This window comes from Dongia soli, from assembly GCF_034044715.1.
GTDB lineage: Bacteria > Pseudomonadota > Alphaproteobacteria > Dongiales > Dongiaceae > Dongia_B > Dongia_B soli.
In genome coordinates this window covers 234,272-251,360 of record NZ_JAXCLW010000002.1, presented here as the reverse complement: position 1 = coordinate 251,360, position 17,089 = coordinate 234,272, and the positions used below count along the sequence as shown (strand labels likewise).

The 17,089-nt window shown below is 58.9% G+C and carries 18 protein-coding genes; 8 read left to right on the top strand and 10 right to left on the bottom strand.

Annotated elements, in window-relative coordinates; all coding sequences use genetic code 11:
• Positions 1 to 16: 16 nt before the first annotated feature.
• The 5 genes from SMD27_RS07750 to SMD27_RS07730 all read right to left on the bottom strand — a co-directional run bounded on the left by SMD27_RS07750 (position 17) and on the right by SMD27_RS07730 (position 6,456).
• On the bottom strand, positions 17 to 2,074 hold the full coding sequence (locus tag SMD27_RS07750) for a putative bifunctional diguanylate cyclase/phosphodiesterase (protein WP_320507796.1): 2,058 nt from the start codon (positions 2,072 to 2,074) through the stop codon (positions 17 to 19).
• 372 nt (positions 2,075 to 2,446) lie between these two features.
• A complete protein-coding gene (locus SMD27_RS07745) occupies positions 2,447 to 3,355 on the bottom strand; it encodes a bifunctional 5,10-methylenetetrahydrofolate dehydrogenase/5,10-methenyltetrahydrofolate cyclohydrolase (RefSeq protein ID WP_320507795.1) in 909 nt (302 codons plus the stop codon).
• Between the two features lie 22 nt (positions 3,356 to 3,377).
• Entirely contained in the window at positions 3,378 to 4,580 is a 1,203-nt protein-coding gene (locus SMD27_RS07740; protein WP_320507794.1) for a benzoate/H(+) symporter BenE family transporter, read from the bottom strand.
• Positions 4,581 to 4,599: 19 nt separating this feature from the next.
• Positions 4,600 to 5,595: an N-acetyl-D-Glu racemase DgcA gene (gene dgcA / locus SMD27_RS07735; protein ID WP_320507793.1), complete on the bottom strand. Its 996-nt coding sequence runs from the start codon at positions 5,593 to 5,595 to the stop codon at positions 4,600 to 4,602.
• An 87-nt stretch (positions 5,596 to 5,682) separates the two neighbouring features.
• Positions 5,683 to 6,456, bottom strand: a complete 774-nt coding sequence (locus SMD27_RS07730) for a pentapeptide repeat-containing protein (protein ID WP_320507792.1) — start codon at positions 6,454 to 6,456, stop codon at positions 5,683 to 5,685.
• A gap of 108 nt (positions 6,457 to 6,564) precedes the next feature.
• Here SMD27_RS07730 and SMD27_RS07725 point away from each other — a divergent pair, with 108 nt between their 5' ends.
• The 3 genes from SMD27_RS07725 to SMD27_RS07715 are packed head-to-tail and all read left to right on the top strand — an operon-like array spanning position 6,565 to position 7,739.
• The gene (locus SMD27_RS07725; protein ID WP_320507791.1) at positions 6,565 to 7,053 is read left to right on the top strand and encodes a YajQ family cyclic di-GMP-binding protein; all 489 of its coding nucleotides are present in this window, start codon (positions 6,565 to 6,567) and stop codon (positions 7,051 to 7,053) included.
• A 23-nt stretch (positions 7,054 to 7,076) separates the two neighbouring features.
• A complete protein-coding gene (locus tag SMD27_RS07720; protein WP_320507790.1) occupies positions 7,077 to 7,421 on the top strand; it encodes a hypothetical protein in 345 nt (114 codons plus the stop codon).
• A gap of 21 nt (positions 7,422 to 7,442) precedes the next feature.
• On the top strand, positions 7,443 to 7,739 hold the full coding sequence (locus SMD27_RS07715) for a hypothetical protein (RefSeq protein WP_320507789.1): 297 nt from the start codon (positions 7,443 to 7,445) through the stop codon (positions 7,737 to 7,739).
• A 227-nt stretch (positions 7,740 to 7,966) separates the two neighbouring features.
• Here the strand turns inward: SMD27_RS07715 and SMD27_RS07710 are convergent, their stop codons facing one another.
• The 4 genes from SMD27_RS07710 to SMD27_RS07695 form a co-directional block, all read right to left on the bottom strand.
• Entirely contained in the window at positions 7,967 to 8,635 is a 669-nt protein-coding gene (locus SMD27_RS07710) for an O-methyltransferase (protein WP_320507788.1), read from the bottom strand.
• 13 nt (positions 8,636 to 8,648) lie between these two features.
• Entirely contained in the window at positions 8,649 to 9,485 is an 837-nt protein-coding gene (locus tag SMD27_RS07705; RefSeq protein WP_320507787.1) for a c-type cytochrome, read from the bottom strand.
• Between the two features lie 86 nt (positions 9,486 to 9,571).
• Positions 9,572 to 9,829: a hypothetical protein gene (locus SMD27_RS07700; protein WP_320507786.1), complete on the bottom strand. Its 258-nt coding sequence runs from the start codon at positions 9,827 to 9,829 to the stop codon at positions 9,572 to 9,574.
• Between the two features lie 124 nt (positions 9,830 to 9,953).
• Positions 9,954 to 10,823, bottom strand: a complete 870-nt coding sequence (locus SMD27_RS07695) for a phytanoyl-CoA dioxygenase family protein (RefSeq protein WP_320507785.1) — start codon at positions 10,821 to 10,823, stop codon at positions 9,954 to 9,956.
• A 231-nt stretch (positions 10,824 to 11,054) separates the two neighbouring features.
• Between SMD27_RS07695 and SMD27_RS07690 the strand changes: the two genes are divergently transcribed.
• From SMD27_RS07690 to SMD27_RS07675, 4 genes are all read left to right on the top strand, one after another.
• Positions 11,055 to 12,470 carry an amidase gene (locus SMD27_RS07690; protein ID WP_320507784.1) on the top strand — a complete coding sequence of 472 codons (1,416 nt, stop codon included), beginning with the start codon at positions 11,055 to 11,057 and terminating at the stop codon, positions 12,468 to 12,470.
• An 88-nt stretch (positions 12,471 to 12,558) separates the two neighbouring features.
• Positions 12,559 to 13,035, top strand: coding sequence for a hypothetical protein (locus SMD27_RS07685; protein ID WP_320508678.1), 477 nt, complete (start codon positions 12,559 to 12,561; stop codon positions 13,033 to 13,035).
• 351 nt (positions 13,036 to 13,386) lie between these two features.
• The gene (locus SMD27_RS07680) at positions 13,387 to 15,078 is read left to right on the top strand and encodes a thiamine pyrophosphate-binding protein (protein WP_320507783.1); all 1,692 of its coding nucleotides are present in this window, start codon (positions 13,387 to 13,389) and stop codon (positions 15,076 to 15,078) included.
• A gap of 13 nt (positions 15,079 to 15,091) precedes the next feature.
• A complete protein-coding gene (locus SMD27_RS07675) occupies positions 15,092 to 15,430 on the top strand; it encodes a DUF1491 family protein (RefSeq protein ID WP_320507782.1) in 339 nt (112 codons plus the stop codon).
• A gap of 19 nt (positions 15,431 to 15,449) precedes the next feature.
• Here the strand turns inward: SMD27_RS07675 and SMD27_RS07670 are convergent, their stop codons facing one another.
• The gene (locus SMD27_RS07670; protein ID WP_452094318.1) at positions 15,450 to 16,088 is read right to left on the bottom strand and encodes a malonic semialdehyde reductase; all 639 of its coding nucleotides are present in this window, start codon (positions 16,086 to 16,088) and stop codon (positions 15,450 to 15,452) included.
• Between the two features lie 84 nt (positions 16,089 to 16,172).
• Between SMD27_RS07670 and SMD27_RS07665 the strand changes: the two genes are divergently transcribed.
• Positions 16,173 to 17,069 (top strand): LysR family transcriptional regulator, encoded by an 897-nt coding sequence (locus SMD27_RS07665; protein ID WP_320507781.1) that lies wholly within the window; start codon positions 16,173 to 16,175, stop codon positions 17,067 to 17,069.
• Positions 17,070 to 17,089: the final 20 nt, after the last annotated feature.

Here is a 17,089-nt window from a genome sequence, read left to right as displayed (position 1 = left end):
TGTGAAGCGCCCGGCATTATCCGCCGACTGCGGCTAACGGGGGGTGCAGCAGATCCGAGCAATCTGCTGCCAGCCGTGGTTTGCCGAACAACCAACCTTGGCCGAAGTCGCAGCCGCAGGCACGCGCCAGACGTTCATCCCGTTCATCCTCGATACCCTCGGCTACGACCTTGAGATCAAAGAGCCGCGCCAAGTGTACGATCGCTTCGACCATGCGTATGCCGCCCCGATCGCCGCGCATCGATCTAATGAAGCTTTGGTCGATTTTGAGCACGTCGATGGGCAGCCCCTGCAATAGGCTGAGCGAGGAATAGCCCGTCCCGAAATCATCCAAGAGCAGGCCGCAGCCAATATCCCGCAGCTTGCCCAAAAGCTCCCGCGCCGCGCTGACATCTTGCATGATGGCGCTCTCCGTCAGTTCCAGGCGCAGACTGACCGGCGACAGACGATATTCCGCGAGGACCTGCTGCACGATGCCGGCAAGATCGCCGCCTTCGAGCTGCCGGCTGGAAACATTGACGCTGACGAAGAGATTTTCCGGTGCACCCTCATCGATCCATTCGCGTATCTGCCGGGCGGCGTTCTGCAAGACCCAGGCCCCGACGGGCACGATCAGCCCAGTCTGTTCCGCCATTGGAATGAAATCGGCCGGTGAAATCACACCGCGTGTCGGATGCACCCAGCGTAACAGGGCTTCGAATCCGGCCAACCGGCCATCGGCAAAATTAATGATCGGTTGATAATGCACGCGCAATTCGTCGCGGCGCAGCGCCAAATGCAGATCCGCTTCAAGCCGTAACCGCTCTTTTGATCGCTGCTGCGAATCAGGATCGAAGATCGCTTCCTGGCCGCTGCCCTGCAAGCGGGCAGTATTCAAGGCCGCCATCGCCTCTTTCAGCAGTTCTTCGGCATTCTGATGCTCGGGCCGGCCCTCAGCCATGCCAAGGCTGAGCGTCATCATCAGGGTTTCCTGGTTCAAGGTCATCGGCTCTTCGGCCGCAGCGCGCAAGCGGCGGGCGACGCGTAACAGATCGGAATCGTCACGCATGGCATCCACCAGAACGCACATCGTGTTCTCACTGATGGCCGTTAGCGTATCCGTCGTGCGCAGAGATTGCGATATGCGCTGTGCAATATACTTCTGGGCCTGATCGCAGAATTCCTGTCCATAGGCCGCCCGCATGACTTCGTAGCGGTCGCTTTGCAGCATGATGATACCGAATTTTTCGCCTCTCCGGCGGCTGCGCAAAATCGCCTGACTGATGCGGTCATAGAGCACCAGGCGGTTGGGCAGCCCGGTCATCGGGTCCGTGAGCTTTCGTTCGCTGATATCCGTGAAAGAGCCGGCAACCCTTATCACTTTGCCGAATTCGTCATGCTGGGAAGCGCCGCGGATCAGGAACCAGCGATAGGCGTGGTTACGGTGCTGCATCCGGCATTCGACGCGGAAGCTGAGGGAAATACCTTCCAGATGGTTGCGCAAGTCGTGCTTGACCATCTCCCTGTCTTCAGGGTGAACCAGATCAATCCATTGATCTATGCTGTTCGGCCGTTGCTCTTCCGAGCGCCCCAACAGTTCCAATAGGCGCGGCGAAAAGTAGAGGTTGTCTCGATCAAGCCGCCAATCCCAAATTCCATCGCCGGAGCCGACGACAACCAGGTCGAAGCGTTCGCGTTGTTCCTGGCCGTCTATGATGGCGCCATGATGACGCATAACCTGCTGCAACCGCGCGATCGCAACCTTGAGGCTGAGCGGGAAAGAGATGCAGTCATTGGCGCCGGACATGAATGCATCCGCCATGCGCTCATCGGCATTCGCCGGGAGAGCGACGATGATTGCGAGATCGGTGTGACGTTCAGTCGATCGCAGGCGCCGCAGCAATGCGATCGCGTCGATACTGCGAGAGCCATTCAGCAAAAGAAGATCGATTGTCGGGACCGCATCATCCAATCGCGAGACGGCCTCTTCCGCATCGCCGACAGAAAGAACGCCTTTCCCCGCATTCCGAAGCTCGTCGGCGAGGCCTGCAAGGTCACCTGTATCATCGGCGATAAGAATACGCTCTTGTGCCATTCAGCAAGCCTTCCGCAGGCAGCTTAGATTGCCGGTCGATTCGCCTATCGAACAGGGCAAGCCGACCGTCACGCTGAGAAACCCGCCGAGAACAATCCAGGCGTAAAACTAGGCAGTAAAGATTAACAGAGCCTTACGCTCAAATCGCAATAGTTGCGTGCCAAGAACCCTAGCATAAGATAATATGCAGCCGCCATGACCTTAGTCACAGAGCAAACTATCGGTATGATCCGATTACGAAATTATAGAATAGGAATAGATCGGGTCCTGACGACTCCGGTAGAAGTCAACTCCGACACGGCCGTATAACCGCAGTTGAAACGGCAGACGACGGATCTCTTATCCAACCTCTGCCGTCCAATGGTGTGCCTTTCACTGCGCCGCGGTCGGATTGCTTCCGAACAAACGCTCATAATGTTTGCGCTGGCGCTGTGCACCGATCACCGCATTGCGCAGCAGCACCGACACGGTGACGGGCCCCACACCGCCAGGCACCGGTGTAATCCAGCCGCAGACGGGCAGAACCGACTCGTAATCAACGTCGCCAACAACCTTTGTGGTGCCGTCCGCCAACGTCACCTGATTGATGCCAATGTCGATGACGGCCGCACCCGGTTTCACCATATCGCCGGAAATCAAACCGGCCTTGCCCACCGCCACGAATAAGGCATCGGCGCGGCGACTATGAACCGACAGATTGCGCGTCATGTGATGGCAGACCGTGACGGTCGCGCCTTCCGACATGAGCAGGAAGGCGATTGGCTTGCCGACGATTTCGGAATGGCCGACAACCACAACTTCCATCCCCGCAAGCTTGAGACCCGTTCGCTTGAGCAGCTCCACGGACGCCATGGCCGTGCAAGGGCCAAGCTCAACTTCGTTGTAGACGATGTTGCCGATCGACGCCGGATGCATACCTTCCACGTCTTTCAGCGGATGGATCGCCGCCTGCAACTGCTTGATCGAGAGATGATGCGGCACCGGGCGCTGCAGGATGATACCGGTCACGCGCGGATCGGCATTCATGGCCGAAATCGCGGCCAACATCTGCTCTTGGGTAGTATCAGCCGGGAAATGATGTTCCTCAAAAAGTAACCCGGCCTTTTCGGCTGAGCGCTTCTGGTTGCGCACATAAAGCTGGACCGCATCGACATCGCCGATGGTGATGGAATTCAGCTTCGGCCCCCAGCCCGCTTTCTTCAAATCGGCCACTTGATCGGCCAATTCGGCAAGGATGCCATTGGCTACCTTACGCCCGTCGATGATCTGGTTGTTCACCATACTCTATACCCCCAAACCCTACTCAAGCTGCCTTGCGCCAGCGATGTAGTGCCATAACGAACCCACCGGCCACCAGTCCCCAAAATGCCGAGCCGATCCCGCCGATCGACATACCTGATGCGGTTGCAACAAAGGTGATGACCGCCGCCTCGCGCTCCGATGGATTCTGCAACGCCCCGCTCATTGCCGAACCGAACGCGCCGAGCAGAGCCAAACCGGCCACCGCCTGGATCAGGATCGGCGGCGAAACACTAATAAAGCTGGCGGCCACGCCGGCAAAAGCACCGAAGGCGACATAGACCGTACCGGCAACGACAGCGGCGATATACCGCTTGGACGGATCCGGATGCGCTTCCGGCGCCGCGCAGAGCGCCGCCGTGATGGCGGCCAGATTGACGGTATAGCCGCCGAACGGAACCGACAGCAGGGAGGCAATGCCGGTGGAAACGAAAAGCGGGCTGGCCGGGGGATGGTAATCGAAGGCGCGCAAGACTGCGAGGCCGGGAATGTTTTGTGATGCCATGGTGACAAGGAATAGCGGCAGGCCGATGCCGAAAATGGCGTTCCAGGAGAAAGAAGGCGTGACCAGTTCGACCTGTGGCCAGAACGAGCCTCTCACTGAAAAATCCGGCACGCCGCTAATGATGAGGGCGATCACCGCCACCAGCACAGCCACGGGCACGGCATAAAGCCGCTTCAACCGGGCCATGACCGCCCAGGCCAGCACCACGGGCAGCGCCAGATCGGGAATTTGCGCAATGGCATGAAAGGGTGCAATGCAGAGACCGAACAGCACGCCCGCCAGCATGGCATTCGCCAGAACCGCCGGGATACTCGACACCAGTTTGCCGAAAGGTTTCCAGAGCCCGGCAATCACGATCATCACGCCGCAGGCGATGAAGGCGCCGCAAGCCGCTTCGAAGCCGCCGGCCACCGCGCCGGTCGATGCTAACAGGGCCGCCCCGGGCGTTGACCAGGCAATGCTGATCGGCATCCGATAGCGCAGCGCCAGGACGATCGCGGCAAATCCCATCGCCGTTCCGACTGCGATCAATCCGGACGTCGCCTGCCCCGGCGTTGCCCCGACCGCTTGCAAGCCTTGCAGAACGACGGTGAACGAGCTGGCATAGCCCACAAAGGCGGTCAGAATACCGGCGACCACGGCCGGCCAGATATTTTTTGGATAAGCCGGCGTTTCGATCGCCGCGACGTCACTTCCCCCCATCGGCTCTTCCGTTTCTCAACTACCCCCAAAGTTCCCGGCTGGCCGGCTGCATCAGGCTGCCGGTATAAGCAAAGCCCGCCGGCCGATCTTCAGCAAGGAGCAATGGCCCGTCGAGATCGATCAGGGATGCCTGCTGCCCGACAAGGAAGGCCGGGGCCATGCCCAAGGACGTCCCCACCATGCTTCCCACCATAATTTGGAACCCCTGTTCCTGCGCCGCTTTGGCCAAGGCCAAGGCTTCCGTCAGGCCGCCGGTCTTATCGAGCTTGATATTGACGGCCTGATATTTGCCCACCAATCGCTCCAGGCCGGCCCGGTCGTGGCATGCTTCATCGGCACAGACCGGTATCGGTTTCTCAAGATCACGCAAGGCGTCGTCATCATCGGCCGGAAAAGGCTGCTCAATCAGAATAACGTTGAGTGCGCGCAATTGCGGCGCCAGTTTCTTGTAATCTTCGATTGACCAGCCTTCATTCGCATCGACGATCAGGCGCGATTGCGGCGCCGCGAAACTGACCGCCTGCACCCGCTCGAGATCCTGGGCCCCGCTCAGTTTCAATTTCAGCAAGGGCCGATGCAGGTTCTTCGCGGCATTGAGCGCCATTTCATCCGGCGCGGCGAGGCTGATCGTATAGGCCGTCATCAACGGCCGCGGCTCCTTCAGGCGCGCCAGTTTCCAGACCGGCTTTTTCTGCTTTTTCGCTTCGAGGTCCCAAAGCGTGCAATCGACGGCATTCCGCGCCGCGCCCGCCGGCAGCAGGTCGGCGACAACTTGACGGTCGGCCCCTGATTCCAGCGCGGCCTGGCAGCTCTCAATCTGAGCCATGACCTGAGCGATGCTTTCGCCGTAGCGGGCATAGGGAACGCATTCCCCCCGCCCTGCAACGTTATCCTCGGTCAATTCGACCACAACGACTTCGGCGCTGGTTTTGCTACCGCGAGATATCGTGAATGTGCCGGCAATCGGCCAAGTTTCATGCCGGACGGTCAAACGGCGAGACTGTTGTTGTGTCATAATAACGAGATACCCACTGAATTCCGACCGAATGTAGCCGATTGATCATGCCTTGTCTGCTTGCAATCGGCTGCGAGCTCCCCGTCCTTATTGCCGTAATCCCTTCGCATCCGTCAGCACGGCACCGTCGAATTTCGTTCCCGCCAATTTGGCGCCGGTGAAATCCGCACCGATCAGATAGGCGCCCGTGAAGTCGGCATGGCTCAGATCGGCACCCCTAAAATCCGCTTTCTGTAGTTTCGCAAAGTGGAATTTCGCGTAGGCCAGAAACGCATTGTCAAAATGCGCAGCTTCAAGATTCGCTTGCGAGAAATCTGCCCGGATCAGCCCCATGGATTGATTTCTCATATCTGCCGAAGCCATGATTCCCGACAGATCGGCACCGCGCATATCATCCAGACTGAACCGGGCCATGATGCGGGCACCAGCGAGCTTGGCGCCGGCAAAGATGGCGGCTTCTTCGCTCCGCGTCTCCATGCCCTGGGACACGACCAGCGTTTCCAGGATCGCACCCGAAAGATCCGCCCGCGTGAAATTCGCTCGCATGATCCAGGCGAAATTGAGCTTCACACGAACCAGCTTGGCATCCGTGAGATTGGCACTGACGAGGTTGGCGCCGCGCAGATCTGCATTGGATAAATTGGCGCCGCTCAGGTCTGCGCCGCTCAGATTGGCTTTGCTGAAATCCAGATTTTGCAGATCCAGGCCGGCCAGCGATTTTCCGGAAAGATCAGCTCCTTGCCCCGCTGTCGCATGCGCCAACGCCGCGCGCACCTCGGCAGCCGTCAGTTCCGCCGCCTGCAGGCCGGGCGAAAACAGGCAGAAAAACAACAATCCGGCCAACCGCAGTAGCGATCCCATACCGAGCCTCCCGCCACAGTATAGGCCGGTCCCCCGGCGTCTGGCCAGGAAGCGCCGAATATGGCAGATTGCCGCCGATTCTCATTTAATTGGCCGCCGGAGGATGCGATGCCCAGCTTCGATATCGTCTCGAAAACCGATCTGTCGGAAGTTGAAAATGCCATCCAGGGCGTCGTGCGTGAAATTGGCACCCGTTTCGATTTCAAGGGTGCCAAGAATTGCAGCATCGAGCGCAAGGAAGAGATCATCACCGTCAATGCCGATGACGATCTCAAATTGAAGCAAATGCAGGAGCTCCTGAAAGTCTACATCACCCGTCGCAAGCTGGATGCCGGCGCCCTTGAGTTCAAGGATCCGCAGAAAGCGACCGGCAATTCGCTGCGCCAGGAAGTGGTGATTAAGCAAGGTATCGATCAGACCTTGGCGAAGAAGATCGTCAAGGAGATCAAGGACTCCAAGATGAAGGTCCAGGTCTCCATCCAAGGCGATGAATTGCGGGTCACCGGCAAGAAGAAAGACGAGCTGCAAGAAGCCATTGCCTTCGTTCGCGGTCTCAAGATCGAGCAGCCGCTGCAATTCGTGAATTTCCGAGACTAAGTATCCAACAAAGGAATTCGGCAATGCCGCCAAAGCAAAATCCGTTGAAGCTCAACCCGCTCCAGCTCAAGACCCTGACGCTCTTCCAGGAACTGGCCAAGATGGAAGGCTATGCCAGCCCGGCGGACGAACCCGGCCATATCATGATCAGCCGCCTGCCGCATCCGCATGGCGATCATTTCCACCTTGGCCACTATGTCGTACGGTCCCGCGATGCGTCGGGTCTCGCCAATGAAGCCGCCTGGGCGGCTTTGCAGCGCAAGGGGTTGATCCAGTCGCTATATCCCATGGGCTGCGTCCTGACGCCCGAAGGTGCGGCCTATGAAACCGGGCTCAAGGACGAAATCCTGCATCAGTCGCATCACTGATTGAACCGGGGGCACTCGCATTTGACCGGGCTATATCATCTGCGTGACGGTCGGATTGACGACATCGATGCCGTGCGTGAGATCGAGCGGCTTGCCGCCGCCCGGTTCATCGAAATCGGTATGGCTTGGATTATTGAAGATGAACCGACGGATGCTGCTACCCTCTCGGAACGGGTCAGCCAAGGGCGTCTTATCGTAATCGATCAGGGCGGTCTGCCGGTCGCCGCCGTGATTTTTTCGCCTATCGATGGCGCCGCCTATATCGAGGAGATCGATGTCTTACCGGCACATGCCGGCCACCGATTGCCGGGCGATTGATCGATGAAGTTGGCAAGCGCGCAGCCGCACTCCACCTGACCCGTCTTACTCTTTCGACCTTTCGAGACGTTCCCTGGAACGCACCCTATTATCGGCGGCTTGGCTTTCGTGACATGACCGAGTCCGATCTGGGGCCCGGCCATCGCGCCATTCGCGAGCAGCATCGTGCCAAAGGTTTGGCAGATGAGAAGCGCGCCTTCATGCAGCGGCCGATCTGAAAAGTTGACCTACGCCTTGACGCGGGCAATGGCGAGGCCGTCATGCCCCTTCTCACCGACCAGCTGCAGGACCACTGCCTCCAAACGCGGATGGTTGGCGAGCTTTTCATTGAAAAGCCGCGCACCTTCGGCCGCCGTGTCTCCCTTGTCCGGCGCAAGTACGCTTCCGGCGCGCACGACATTATCGGCCAGGACCAAACCGCCGGGACGGGTCAGCTTCACGACCAGATCGAGATATGCGGGATAGTTGTTCTTATCCGCATCGATGAAGACCATATCGAACGGCGCTTCGCCGCGCGCCGCCAATTGCGGCAATGTTTCCAATGCCGGCCCGACCATGACCTCGACCCGGTCCTCAAGTCCCGCGCGTTGCAGATTGCTACGCGCCACCTTGGCATGCTTTTCGCTGTATTCCAAAGTCAGCAACCGGCCCTCCGCCGACAGAGCGCGCGCCATCCAGATGCTGCTATAGCCCGCGAGCGTGCCGAGTTCGAGAATACGCTTCGCATTGATCAGCTTAGCCAAGAGGTAAAGAAACTTCCCCTGGCTGGCCGAGACCTGGATCTGTGGCATATCGGCGTTTCTGGTGGAGTCCAGGACATCGGTCAGAATGGAATCGTCCGGAACGAAGAGAGAGTCGATATAGTGATCGACCTTGTTGAAAAGATCCTGTGTCACGATATGCGGGCTCCTATTTCACTTTGCGCGATGCCATATAGCCGAGATAGCGAATAATCAGGGCGATTTCCCGATCGCTTAAGTTCGCCTGATCGAAAGCAGGCATTTTCTGTTCCGGCCAATGCCGCACTGAGGCCGGGTCGCGGATATAGCGTTCCAACGCGGCAGGTTGGAAATACTCGGTTGGGTTCATCGGCAGGTTTAGATCGGGACCGACATCGGCACTGCCGGCACGATTGAGCTTGTGGCAGGCCATGCATTGCGTCACGAACAGAGTCTGCCCGGCCCGCACCGGATCGGTTGCCGGCAATGCGGCATCCACCGCCAGCGCCGGCCATCTTTTTGCCGGCGCTTCCTGAGTGGTCAAGCTGATAACTTGATAGGGCCACTGTTCGCTGCGCACCGAAGCCGCTCCGTCGCCCAGCCAAACGATATAGAACGGCCCCGCACTGACCTTCTTATTTGGCAGTGCCGGCCAGGGTTTGGCGGGATCTTCGATGGCAACATAGGCGACCGCTTTCGTCGGGTCGCTATTGGTGACCAGGTCCAGCGGCAGTTGGGTGGCAAAGCCGTCGGATGCCACCGCTTCCAACACGTAATCCGGTGGCAATGTCAGGCCTTCCAGTAAACGCGCCAGGGGAACAGCACGAAAAGTCATCGGCTTGCCATAGGCGATGTCCCGCGCAATCGAGACCGTCTTCGTATCGGGTCTCGACAACAACACATCCCGCGTGAAGTGGCGCGTCTCTTGCCCGATGGTCAGCGTCAATTGCCGCCCGTCTTCCGCAAGAGCGACGTGCATAGAGAGTGCAGCCAACAAGATGACTAGTGACAGAATGCGCTTTAGCATTTTTTCCCCTCGGTCTCCTCAGTGAAGCCGAAGGAGGAATCATTTCAAGCAACAGTAAGGAATGCCAGAGATTCATAGACAGCGAATCATTCCATCACGATGACTTCGCCAACAGGCAGGGGCTCACTGGCCGCGATATCCTGCACAACGCAGTCGGTCAAAGCACTATTCAGCCATGGATTGCTGGTCGCAACCTGCCCGCCCACCTGAAATTTTTCCGCGGCAAACTGCCTGGCTTCCGCTTCGCTCTTGGCACTGACATGACAGACTTTCTTGTTTGCACTGCCCTGCCAGGCCGGGTCGTCCAGATGGTCGATAGTTGGCGTCAGCTTGAAGATCGACATGAGACAGCCTTTCTACGCGACAATTATTCTTGGTCGAAGAAACAGATCGGCCCTTTCGGTAGTTCCGCATCGGCATCATGCCGGCGGACCGGGTATACCTTATAGTTGTGAAACAAAAAATTATTCATTCTTTGGTAGATGCAGCAGCACGCCGCATATAGGCATCCAGCCATGCTGTGCGATAACCGTCTTCGCGCCACAGGATTGGAAAGTAGCTTTCATCCATCGTCGTATCGTCCATGCGCTTATAGCGATTGTAGATATAGCTGACCTTTGTCGGGTGGTAGGTCGCCCCAGACGACATGCAATGGCTGACAACGGAGCGTCGCGGGCGACCGGCACGATTGGGGCCCGAGCCATGCCAAGTCCAGCCGTGATGGAACGCACCGCCGCCCCGAGGTACCTCGACATAGTGTATATCCGGCTCGTGCCCCATCGCCCGGGCGCGAGCGATCATCTCCTCGCGATAATCCGCCGGCGCATGAAACTGCTTCGCCGGCGCGGATGGCCCCCATAGATGCGAGCCCTTCACATATTCCACCGTTCCACCACGGGCCGATGTTTCGTCGAGCGCGATCCAGCAGCTCAGCATTTCACCGGGCACGATCCAGGCGTTATAGGCGTTGTCCTGGTGATAGCCGAGCGACTTCGCGCCTGGTGGCTTCCAAATGACATTGTCTTGAGCGATACGAGCGCCCGGCCAGCCGGCCAACTGGGCACAGAGCCGACCGATTTCGCGGCGCAAAACCACGCTCGCCACGGTGTAATCCGATTTCCAGCCATTACAGATCTGGCGGGTCCGATCCGGCGAATCGCGTCCTTCCTGCCAGTTCCATTCGTCGGGATAAAGACCGGTTTCGAATTCTCCACGAAACAAGCCTTCGAAACGATCAGCAAGCCTGGCGGCATCATCGGGATCGATCAGCCGTTCCAAGATCAGAAAGCCGTTACGCTGAAACTGCGCCACCTGATCGGCACTTAATTGGTCGATCATCGCATTTCTCCACCGCTGCCGGCGCCGGCCCTCCAGCAACATGGGCTTGCCGGCCAACCGATCATGCTTTGAGTCCAACACGAGGGCAAGGGCCGCACCGCAAAGACATCGACCTTAAATTTCGCTCAGGCGACCCATTGGCGGTGAACCATTGATCTCACCCATTGACCAGGGCCACCGGGTAGTCGATGCTCGCCACCCTGTTGATATAAGAATATGCGGGGGACCTTGATGAGCGCTGATCTCGATCTATGTTATACGCCGGCAACCGAGCTCGCGGCGAAGATTCGCACAGGCCAACTTTCGCCGGTCGATGTCATCGACAATGCCCTGGCGCGGATCGATGAAGTCAATCCGGTGCTGAAGGGCTTCTGCTTCACCTATCCCGATGAAGCCCGTGCCTTGGCCAAGCAGATGGCGCAGGAAGCCAAAGCCGGAAAGTTCCGCGGCCCCTTGCATGGCGTGCCTTTCGCCATGAAGGATCTGACGCCGACCAAGGGAAAACGCACGACGCTTGGCTCCTACGCCTATGAACATTGGGTGCCGGATTATGATGCGCCGATCGTCGAGGCGCTCAACGCCGCCGGCGGCATTCTGATCGGCAAAACGACGACACCGGAATTCGCCTATAGCGGCTTCACCGAGAGCCCGCTTTGGGGCATTTCGCGCAATCCCTGGAATCCCGAGCGCACCCCCGGCGGTTCCTCCGGGGGTGCTGGCGTCGTGGTTGCGACCGGGTGCGTACCGATTGCCGAAGGCTCGGATATGGGCGGATCGGTCCGTATCCCAGCCAGCTTTTGCGGAACGGTCGGCCTAAAGCCCAGTTTCGGACGTATCCCCTTTACCATCCTGCCGAGCCAGTTCGACCAGCTCTCGCATTTCGGCCCCCTCGCCCGGACCATTGGCGATACATGCCTGTTTATGCAGATCACCCAGGGCCCGGATGATCGCGATATCCAGTCGCTGAAACCGGCGCTGGATTTTACCCAGCCCTTCAATCTCGATCTCAAAGGCATGCGGCTCGGCCTGTGTCTCGATTTCGGTCGCCGCGTCTGGCATCCCGAAGTCGAAGCCGCCGTCCGCAATGCGGCGAAGGTGCTGGAAGCCGCCGGCGCCGAGATCGAGGACGTCTCGCTCAGTTGGGATATCAATCTGGATGAGGATTGGGCGCGCCATTGGGGTGTCTATCTGGCGACCTTCTTCGGCCATTTGCTGCCGGAATATCGGGATCGCATGGATCCACGGGTGGTGGCCTATCTGGATGCAGGCCTTGCCATGTCAGCGGTCGAATTCAAGAAAATCGAAATCCGCCGAACCGAGGCATGGAAGGAACTAGCTCCCATCTTGCAGCGTTGCGACGCGCTTCTTTGCCCGACCATGGCGCAACCCGCCGTCCGGGTTGGCCGCGCCGACAGCGAGTTCTGGCGCCTGGACGATCAAGGCAATTTCCACTGCCTCGACGTCACCTCGGTCTTCAATTTCGTCAGCCAATGCCCGGCTCTATCCGTGCCCTGCGGCTGGACCTCGGATAACCTGCCGATTGGCCTGCAGATCGTCGGTCGGCGCTTTGAGGATCTTGGGCCGCTGCGTATCGGAGCTGCTTTGGAACAGCGCCAGCCTTGGGCGCATCGCCGGCCGCCAGTGTGAGCCGCTAGCAGCTAGTCGGACAAAGTTACGCCCTCTCCCGAGGGACCGGGCAGAGGGCGTAACGCATCTATCGCAGGATCAACGGCTCTTGCGCCGTGCCATTTTCTTGGCTGCTGCCTTCTTGGCTGCCGGTTTTTTGGCTGCCTTCTTCATCGCCTTTTTGGCTACTTTCTTCTTGGCCGCCTTCTTCTTCACCGCCGGTTTCTTTGCTGCTTTCTTGTTGGCTGTTTTCTTTTTTGCAGCCGGCTTTTTAGCCGCTTTCTTCGCTGCCTTCTTGGCCGCAGGCTTCTTCGCGGCCCTCTTGGCAGTCTTCTTCCGGTTCGCCTTTCGAGCCGGCGTCTTGCTAGCTGCGGCCGCGGCCGGTTGCGGCGCTGCAGCCGATGCTTCGGTGGCCGCTGCAGGTGACGCCATGCTCGGCGTCGCGGGAGCGCTAGGCGCCATCGCCGAAGCAGCAGGTGTCTTATCGGTAATCGGTTTATCTGGTGTATTGGACATGTTTTCCCCTTCTGTCCGTCAATATCAGATACAACAGGTGGCGATCATCACCGCGCGGACCGGTCGATAGTAATCCGACCCGTCACTTAATAGCGTCGTGTGATCTGCCGTAAATCGGGGCTGAGCATATGCCGCCCCTTCCTCCCAAGGCCGCCGCATTCTTCGGACGTTGCAAGAGCCAAACGACTCCCACCGTCGGGCGGCGGCCGGGATCATTCTGCCATACTCCTGTGAACTTGTCGCAGCGAGTTATTGACACCCAGGCTGATTCCATCGTCATTCGACGGATCTGGCCCGGCGATCCGCCTGACGCCTAGCCAGTTGCATGGGCTGCATGGAACTCCGCCTTGCCTCATCCTCGGGCCTGGGCTAGCAAGGTGGCAATCGAACAAGAAATGCCTAGCAAGGGGATAGCGAGACCATGAGCGTGAGCGGCAATCTGCGGACCGGCGGTCAGGTTCTAGTCGACCAGTTGGCAATCCATGGCGTGGATATGGCCTTCTGCGTTCCAGGCGAAAGCTATCTCGCCGCCCTCGATGCCTTCTACGATAAGCGCGACAAGATAAAGCTTGTGGTTTGCCGCCAGGAAGGCGGCGCCGCTTATATGGCCGAGGCCTATGGCAAGATGACCGGCAAGCCCGGCATCTGTTTCGTCACGCGCGGACCCGGCGCCACCAATGCCTCGGTCGGCGTCCACACCGCATTCCAGGATTCGACGCCCATGATCGTCTTTATCGGTCAGGTCGCCCGGGACCAAGCAGAGCGCGAAGCCTTCCAGGAAATCGACTTCCGGCGCATGTATGGCCAGATGGCGAAATGGGTGGCCCAGATCGAGGATGCGTCGCGCATACCGGAATATGTCAGCCAAGCCTTCCATCGGGCCGTCAACGGACGACCTGGTCCTGTGGTTCTTGCCCTGCCGGAAGATATGCTGACGGATAAGGTAGCAACCGCCGATGCCGGCCCTTACCGCATATCGCGCGGCGCGCCGAGTTCCGAACAGATGAACGACCTGCGCGACCGCCTCGCCAAGGCAAAACGTCCGTTGATGATCGTCGGCGGTGGTGGCTGGGATCAGGCGGCGGTCAAGGATATTCGCGCCTTTGCGGAAGCGGCCAATCTGCCGGTGGGCTGTTCGTTCCGCTGTCAGGATCTGTTCGATAACACGCTGCCCAATTATGCCGGCGATGTCGGCATTGGCATCAATCCCAAACTGGCCGAACGGGTGAAAACCACCGATCTGCTGCTGGTGGTCGGGCCGCGTCTCGGAGAAATGACGACCTCTGGCTATACGCTCCTTGATATTCCTGTGCCGCAGCAGCCGCTCGTGCATGTGCATGCCGATCCGGAGGAACTGGGCCGCGTCTATCAAGCGGCTTTGCCGATCAATAGCGGCATGCAAGCCTTTGCCCGCACGGCAAAGGCACTGGGACCGATCGATCATCGTGCCTGGGATGACTGGACGGCATCGGCTCACGCCGATTATCTGGAGAACCTGAAACACGCCCCCGTTCCCGGCGCGGTGCAGATGGGCGAGATCATGGCCTGGTTACGCGGCCATTTGCCGGCCGATGCCATCATCACCAATGGGGCCGGCAATTACGCCACCTGGGCGCACCGCTTTTATCAATATCGGACCTTCCGCAGCCAGCTTGCACCGACCAACGGGTCGATGGGTTATGGGGCGCCGGCGGCGGTTGCAGCGAAACTCGTCGCCCCGAAGCGCACGGTTGTCTCATTCAACGGCGATGGCTGTTTCATGATGAATGGACAGGAACTGGCAACGGCTGTGCAATATGGGGCCAATGTGATTTTCCTGGTCATCAATAACGGCATGTACGGCACCATCCGCATGCATCAGGAAAAGACCTATCCGGCCCGCATTTCCGGGACCGAGCTACACAATCCGGATTTCGCCGCCCTCGCCCGCGCTTATGGCGCCCATGGCGAAACGGTGGAACGGACCGAAGACTTCGCCGCCGCCTTCCAGCGCGCCGAGGCTGCGGGCAAGCCGGCTCTGATCGAAATCCGCATCGATCCGGAAGCGATCACACCGCGCCTGACGCTTACGCAAATGCGCGAAGCCGCTTTGAAAGCCCAAGGAAAACAGTGACGGTTCTTGCGGCATGAGTGAGGCACGCCTGCCGAGCGAGATGGTGGTGAAGGCGACGGTGCGGCGTTGCAATAGCGAAGGCCTGTTTGCCGCCGTGTTGCATCATGGCGATGATTGGGGCGGTGCCATCATCGTCAAGATCAACCTCCTGGATGGTACTAGCAAGGTGCTGACCCAGTCCCGCGATCTCGACGGTAATGTCGCCTGGCTCGTCGCCAATCAGGGGCAGGTCATGACCGAAACGGAGGCGACCTCTTACATCGACCGCCAAGTCAGCCGCGATCCTGATCTCTGGGTGGTCGAGATCGAGGATCGGGCTGGACGTAATCCATTTGACGGGAAGATCCTCTGATCAACCCGGAAGGCTGGCATCAGACGATTTTGGCGATCTCGCCGAAATCGAAACGCGGCGAGCGGGGGAAGAGATTTTTCTGACTGCCATAACCGATATTCAGAAGAAAATTCGACTTTGCCTTGGTGCCGGCGAAGAAAGTCCGGTCGACAAGGGCATTATCGAAACCTGACATCGCGCCGCTATCAAGGCCGAGCGAGCGCAGCGCCATGATCAGATAGGCTCCCTGCAAGGTGCCGTTCCGGAAGGCCGTGGCTTCGATAAAGGCATCATTGCCGGCGAACCAGGACCGAGCGTCCGCATGGGGAAACAGCTTCGGCAGCGCCTCATAAAACTCAAGATCATGCGCGATGATTGCGGTGACCGGCGCCGACATCGTCTTCTCTACATTGCCTTCCGCCAACGCCGGCTTCAGTTTCCCTTTCGCTTCCGGGCTGCGCACGAAAACCACGCGCATGGGCGACGCATTGACACTGGTCGGCCCCATCTTTGCGAGGTCAATCGCCTCTGCCAGCAGTTCATCACTGACCGGGCGGTCCTGCCAGGCATTGAAGGTACGGGCTTGGCGGAAGAGCTGGTCTAGCGCTTGGTCGTCCAACGGCTGCAGGACACGATCTTTGAGGGGAGCATTCATGGAAAAGACTTTCAGTTGCTTCACTACTTCTGCATATGAACCTATCCACCTATCGACACAATTGGCTAAAAACTGATACGATCCATCATAAATAATGATGGTTCGTATATGATCGACCGCCTCACCTTAGACCAACTGCGGATTTTGATCGCGATTGCCGAGACCGGCAGCTTTTCCGCCGCAGCGCGCCGACTGGGCCGGGTGCAATCCGCCATCAGCCAGTCGGTCCAAAGCTTGGAAGCAACCCTCGGGCTGGAACTCTTTGACCGTTCTGGCAAAATCCCCATTCTTTCGGAAGCAGGCCGGGCAATTCTCACGGACGCCCGGGGCCTGGTGCACGGTGCGGACCTGCTGCGAGCGCGCGCCGAGAGCATTGCCAACGATATCGAGCCCGAACTGGCTCTGGCCGTTGATCCGGTCTTTCCGACACACATCTTGATGGAAAGCCTGAGTGCGCTGGATCGGGCGTTTCCGCAACTCCCGGTTCTGCTCTTCACTGATGGCTTGGGCGGACCGGAACAGCGGCTTCGGGATGGTGTCGCGCGCTTGGCCGTTTATTCGCTGCTGGTGACCGGGGCGACCGATTTGCAGGCCGAGCCACTGACCGATATTCCCTTCGTACCCGTGGTCGCGACAACGCATCCGCTGAGCAAGCGACCTACGCCTATCAGCCGCATCGAGCTTGCGGAAGTGACACAGCTCGTTTTGACGGATTCAACACCTTTGACCCAAACGTTGCGCGGCAATCTCATCGGGCGTCGTCTTTGGCGTTTTGCTGATCTGCAAACGCGGCTGGACTATCTCTTGGCCGGCTTCGGATGGTGCAATATGCCGTTGCATCTGGTGGAAAAGCATCTCGATAGCGGGCGCCTGATCCGCCTGAGGTTGATCGAAGACACGAGCTTCCTCGCACCACTTTACATCGTGCATGATCGTACGCGCCCGCCCGGACGCGCCGGCAAATGGTTGATTGATGATCTGCGGTCGAGACTGGCGCGGAGTTAGATTTGTGCCGCGAAGCTTAA

Coding starts and splice junctions, on each gene's coding strand:
- SMD27_RS07675 (WP_320507782.1), top strand. CDS start 15,092: ATGAGTGAGGCACGCCTGCCGAGCGAGATGGTGGTGAAGGCGACGGTG.
- SMD27_RS07695 (WP_320507785.1), bottom strand. CDS start 10,823: ATGATCGACCAATTAAGTGCCGATCAGGTGGCGCAGTTTCAGCGTAAC.
- dgcA (WP_320507793.1), bottom strand. CDS start 5,595: ATGACACAACAACAGTCTCGCCGTTTGACCGTCCGGCATGAAACTTGG.
- SMD27_RS07740 (WP_320507794.1), bottom strand. CDS start 4,580: ATGGGGGGAAGTGACGTCGCGGCGATCGAAACGCCGGCTTATCCAAAA.
- SMD27_RS07730 (WP_320507792.1), bottom strand. CDS start 6,456: ATGGGATCGCTACTGCGGTTGGCCGGATTGTTGTTTTTCTGCCTGTTT.
- SMD27_RS07680 (WP_320507783.1), top strand. CDS start 13,387: ATGAGCGTGAGCGGCAATCTGCGGACCGGCGGTCAGGTTCTAGTCGAC.
- SMD27_RS07750 (WP_320507796.1), bottom strand. CDS start 2,074: ATGGCACAAGAGCGTATTCTTATCGCCGATGATACAGGTGACCTTGCA.
- SMD27_RS07665 (WP_320507781.1), top strand. CDS start 16,173: ATGATCGACCGCCTCACCTTAGACCAACTGCGGATTTTGATCGCGATT.
- SMD27_RS07725 (WP_320507791.1), top strand. CDS start 6,565: ATGCCCAGCTTCGATATCGTCTCGAAAACCGATCTGTCGGAAGTTGAA.
- SMD27_RS07690 (WP_320507784.1), top strand. CDS start 11,055: ATGAGCGCTGATCTCGATCTATGTTATACGCCGGCAACCGAGCTCGCG.
- SMD27_RS07745 (WP_320507795.1), bottom strand. CDS start 3,355: ATGGTGAACAACCAGATCATCGACGGGCGTAAGGTAGCCAATGGCATC.
- SMD27_RS07700 (WP_320507786.1), bottom strand. CDS start 9,829: ATGTCGATCTTCAAGCTGACGCCAACTATCGACCATCTGGACGACCCG.
- SMD27_RS07720 (WP_320507790.1), top strand. CDS start 7,077: ATGCCGCCAAAGCAAAATCCGTTGAAGCTCAACCCGCTCCAGCTCAAG.
- SMD27_RS07705 (WP_320507787.1), bottom strand. CDS start 9,485: ATGCTAAAGCGCATTCTGTCACTAGTCATCTTGTTGGCTGCACTCTCT.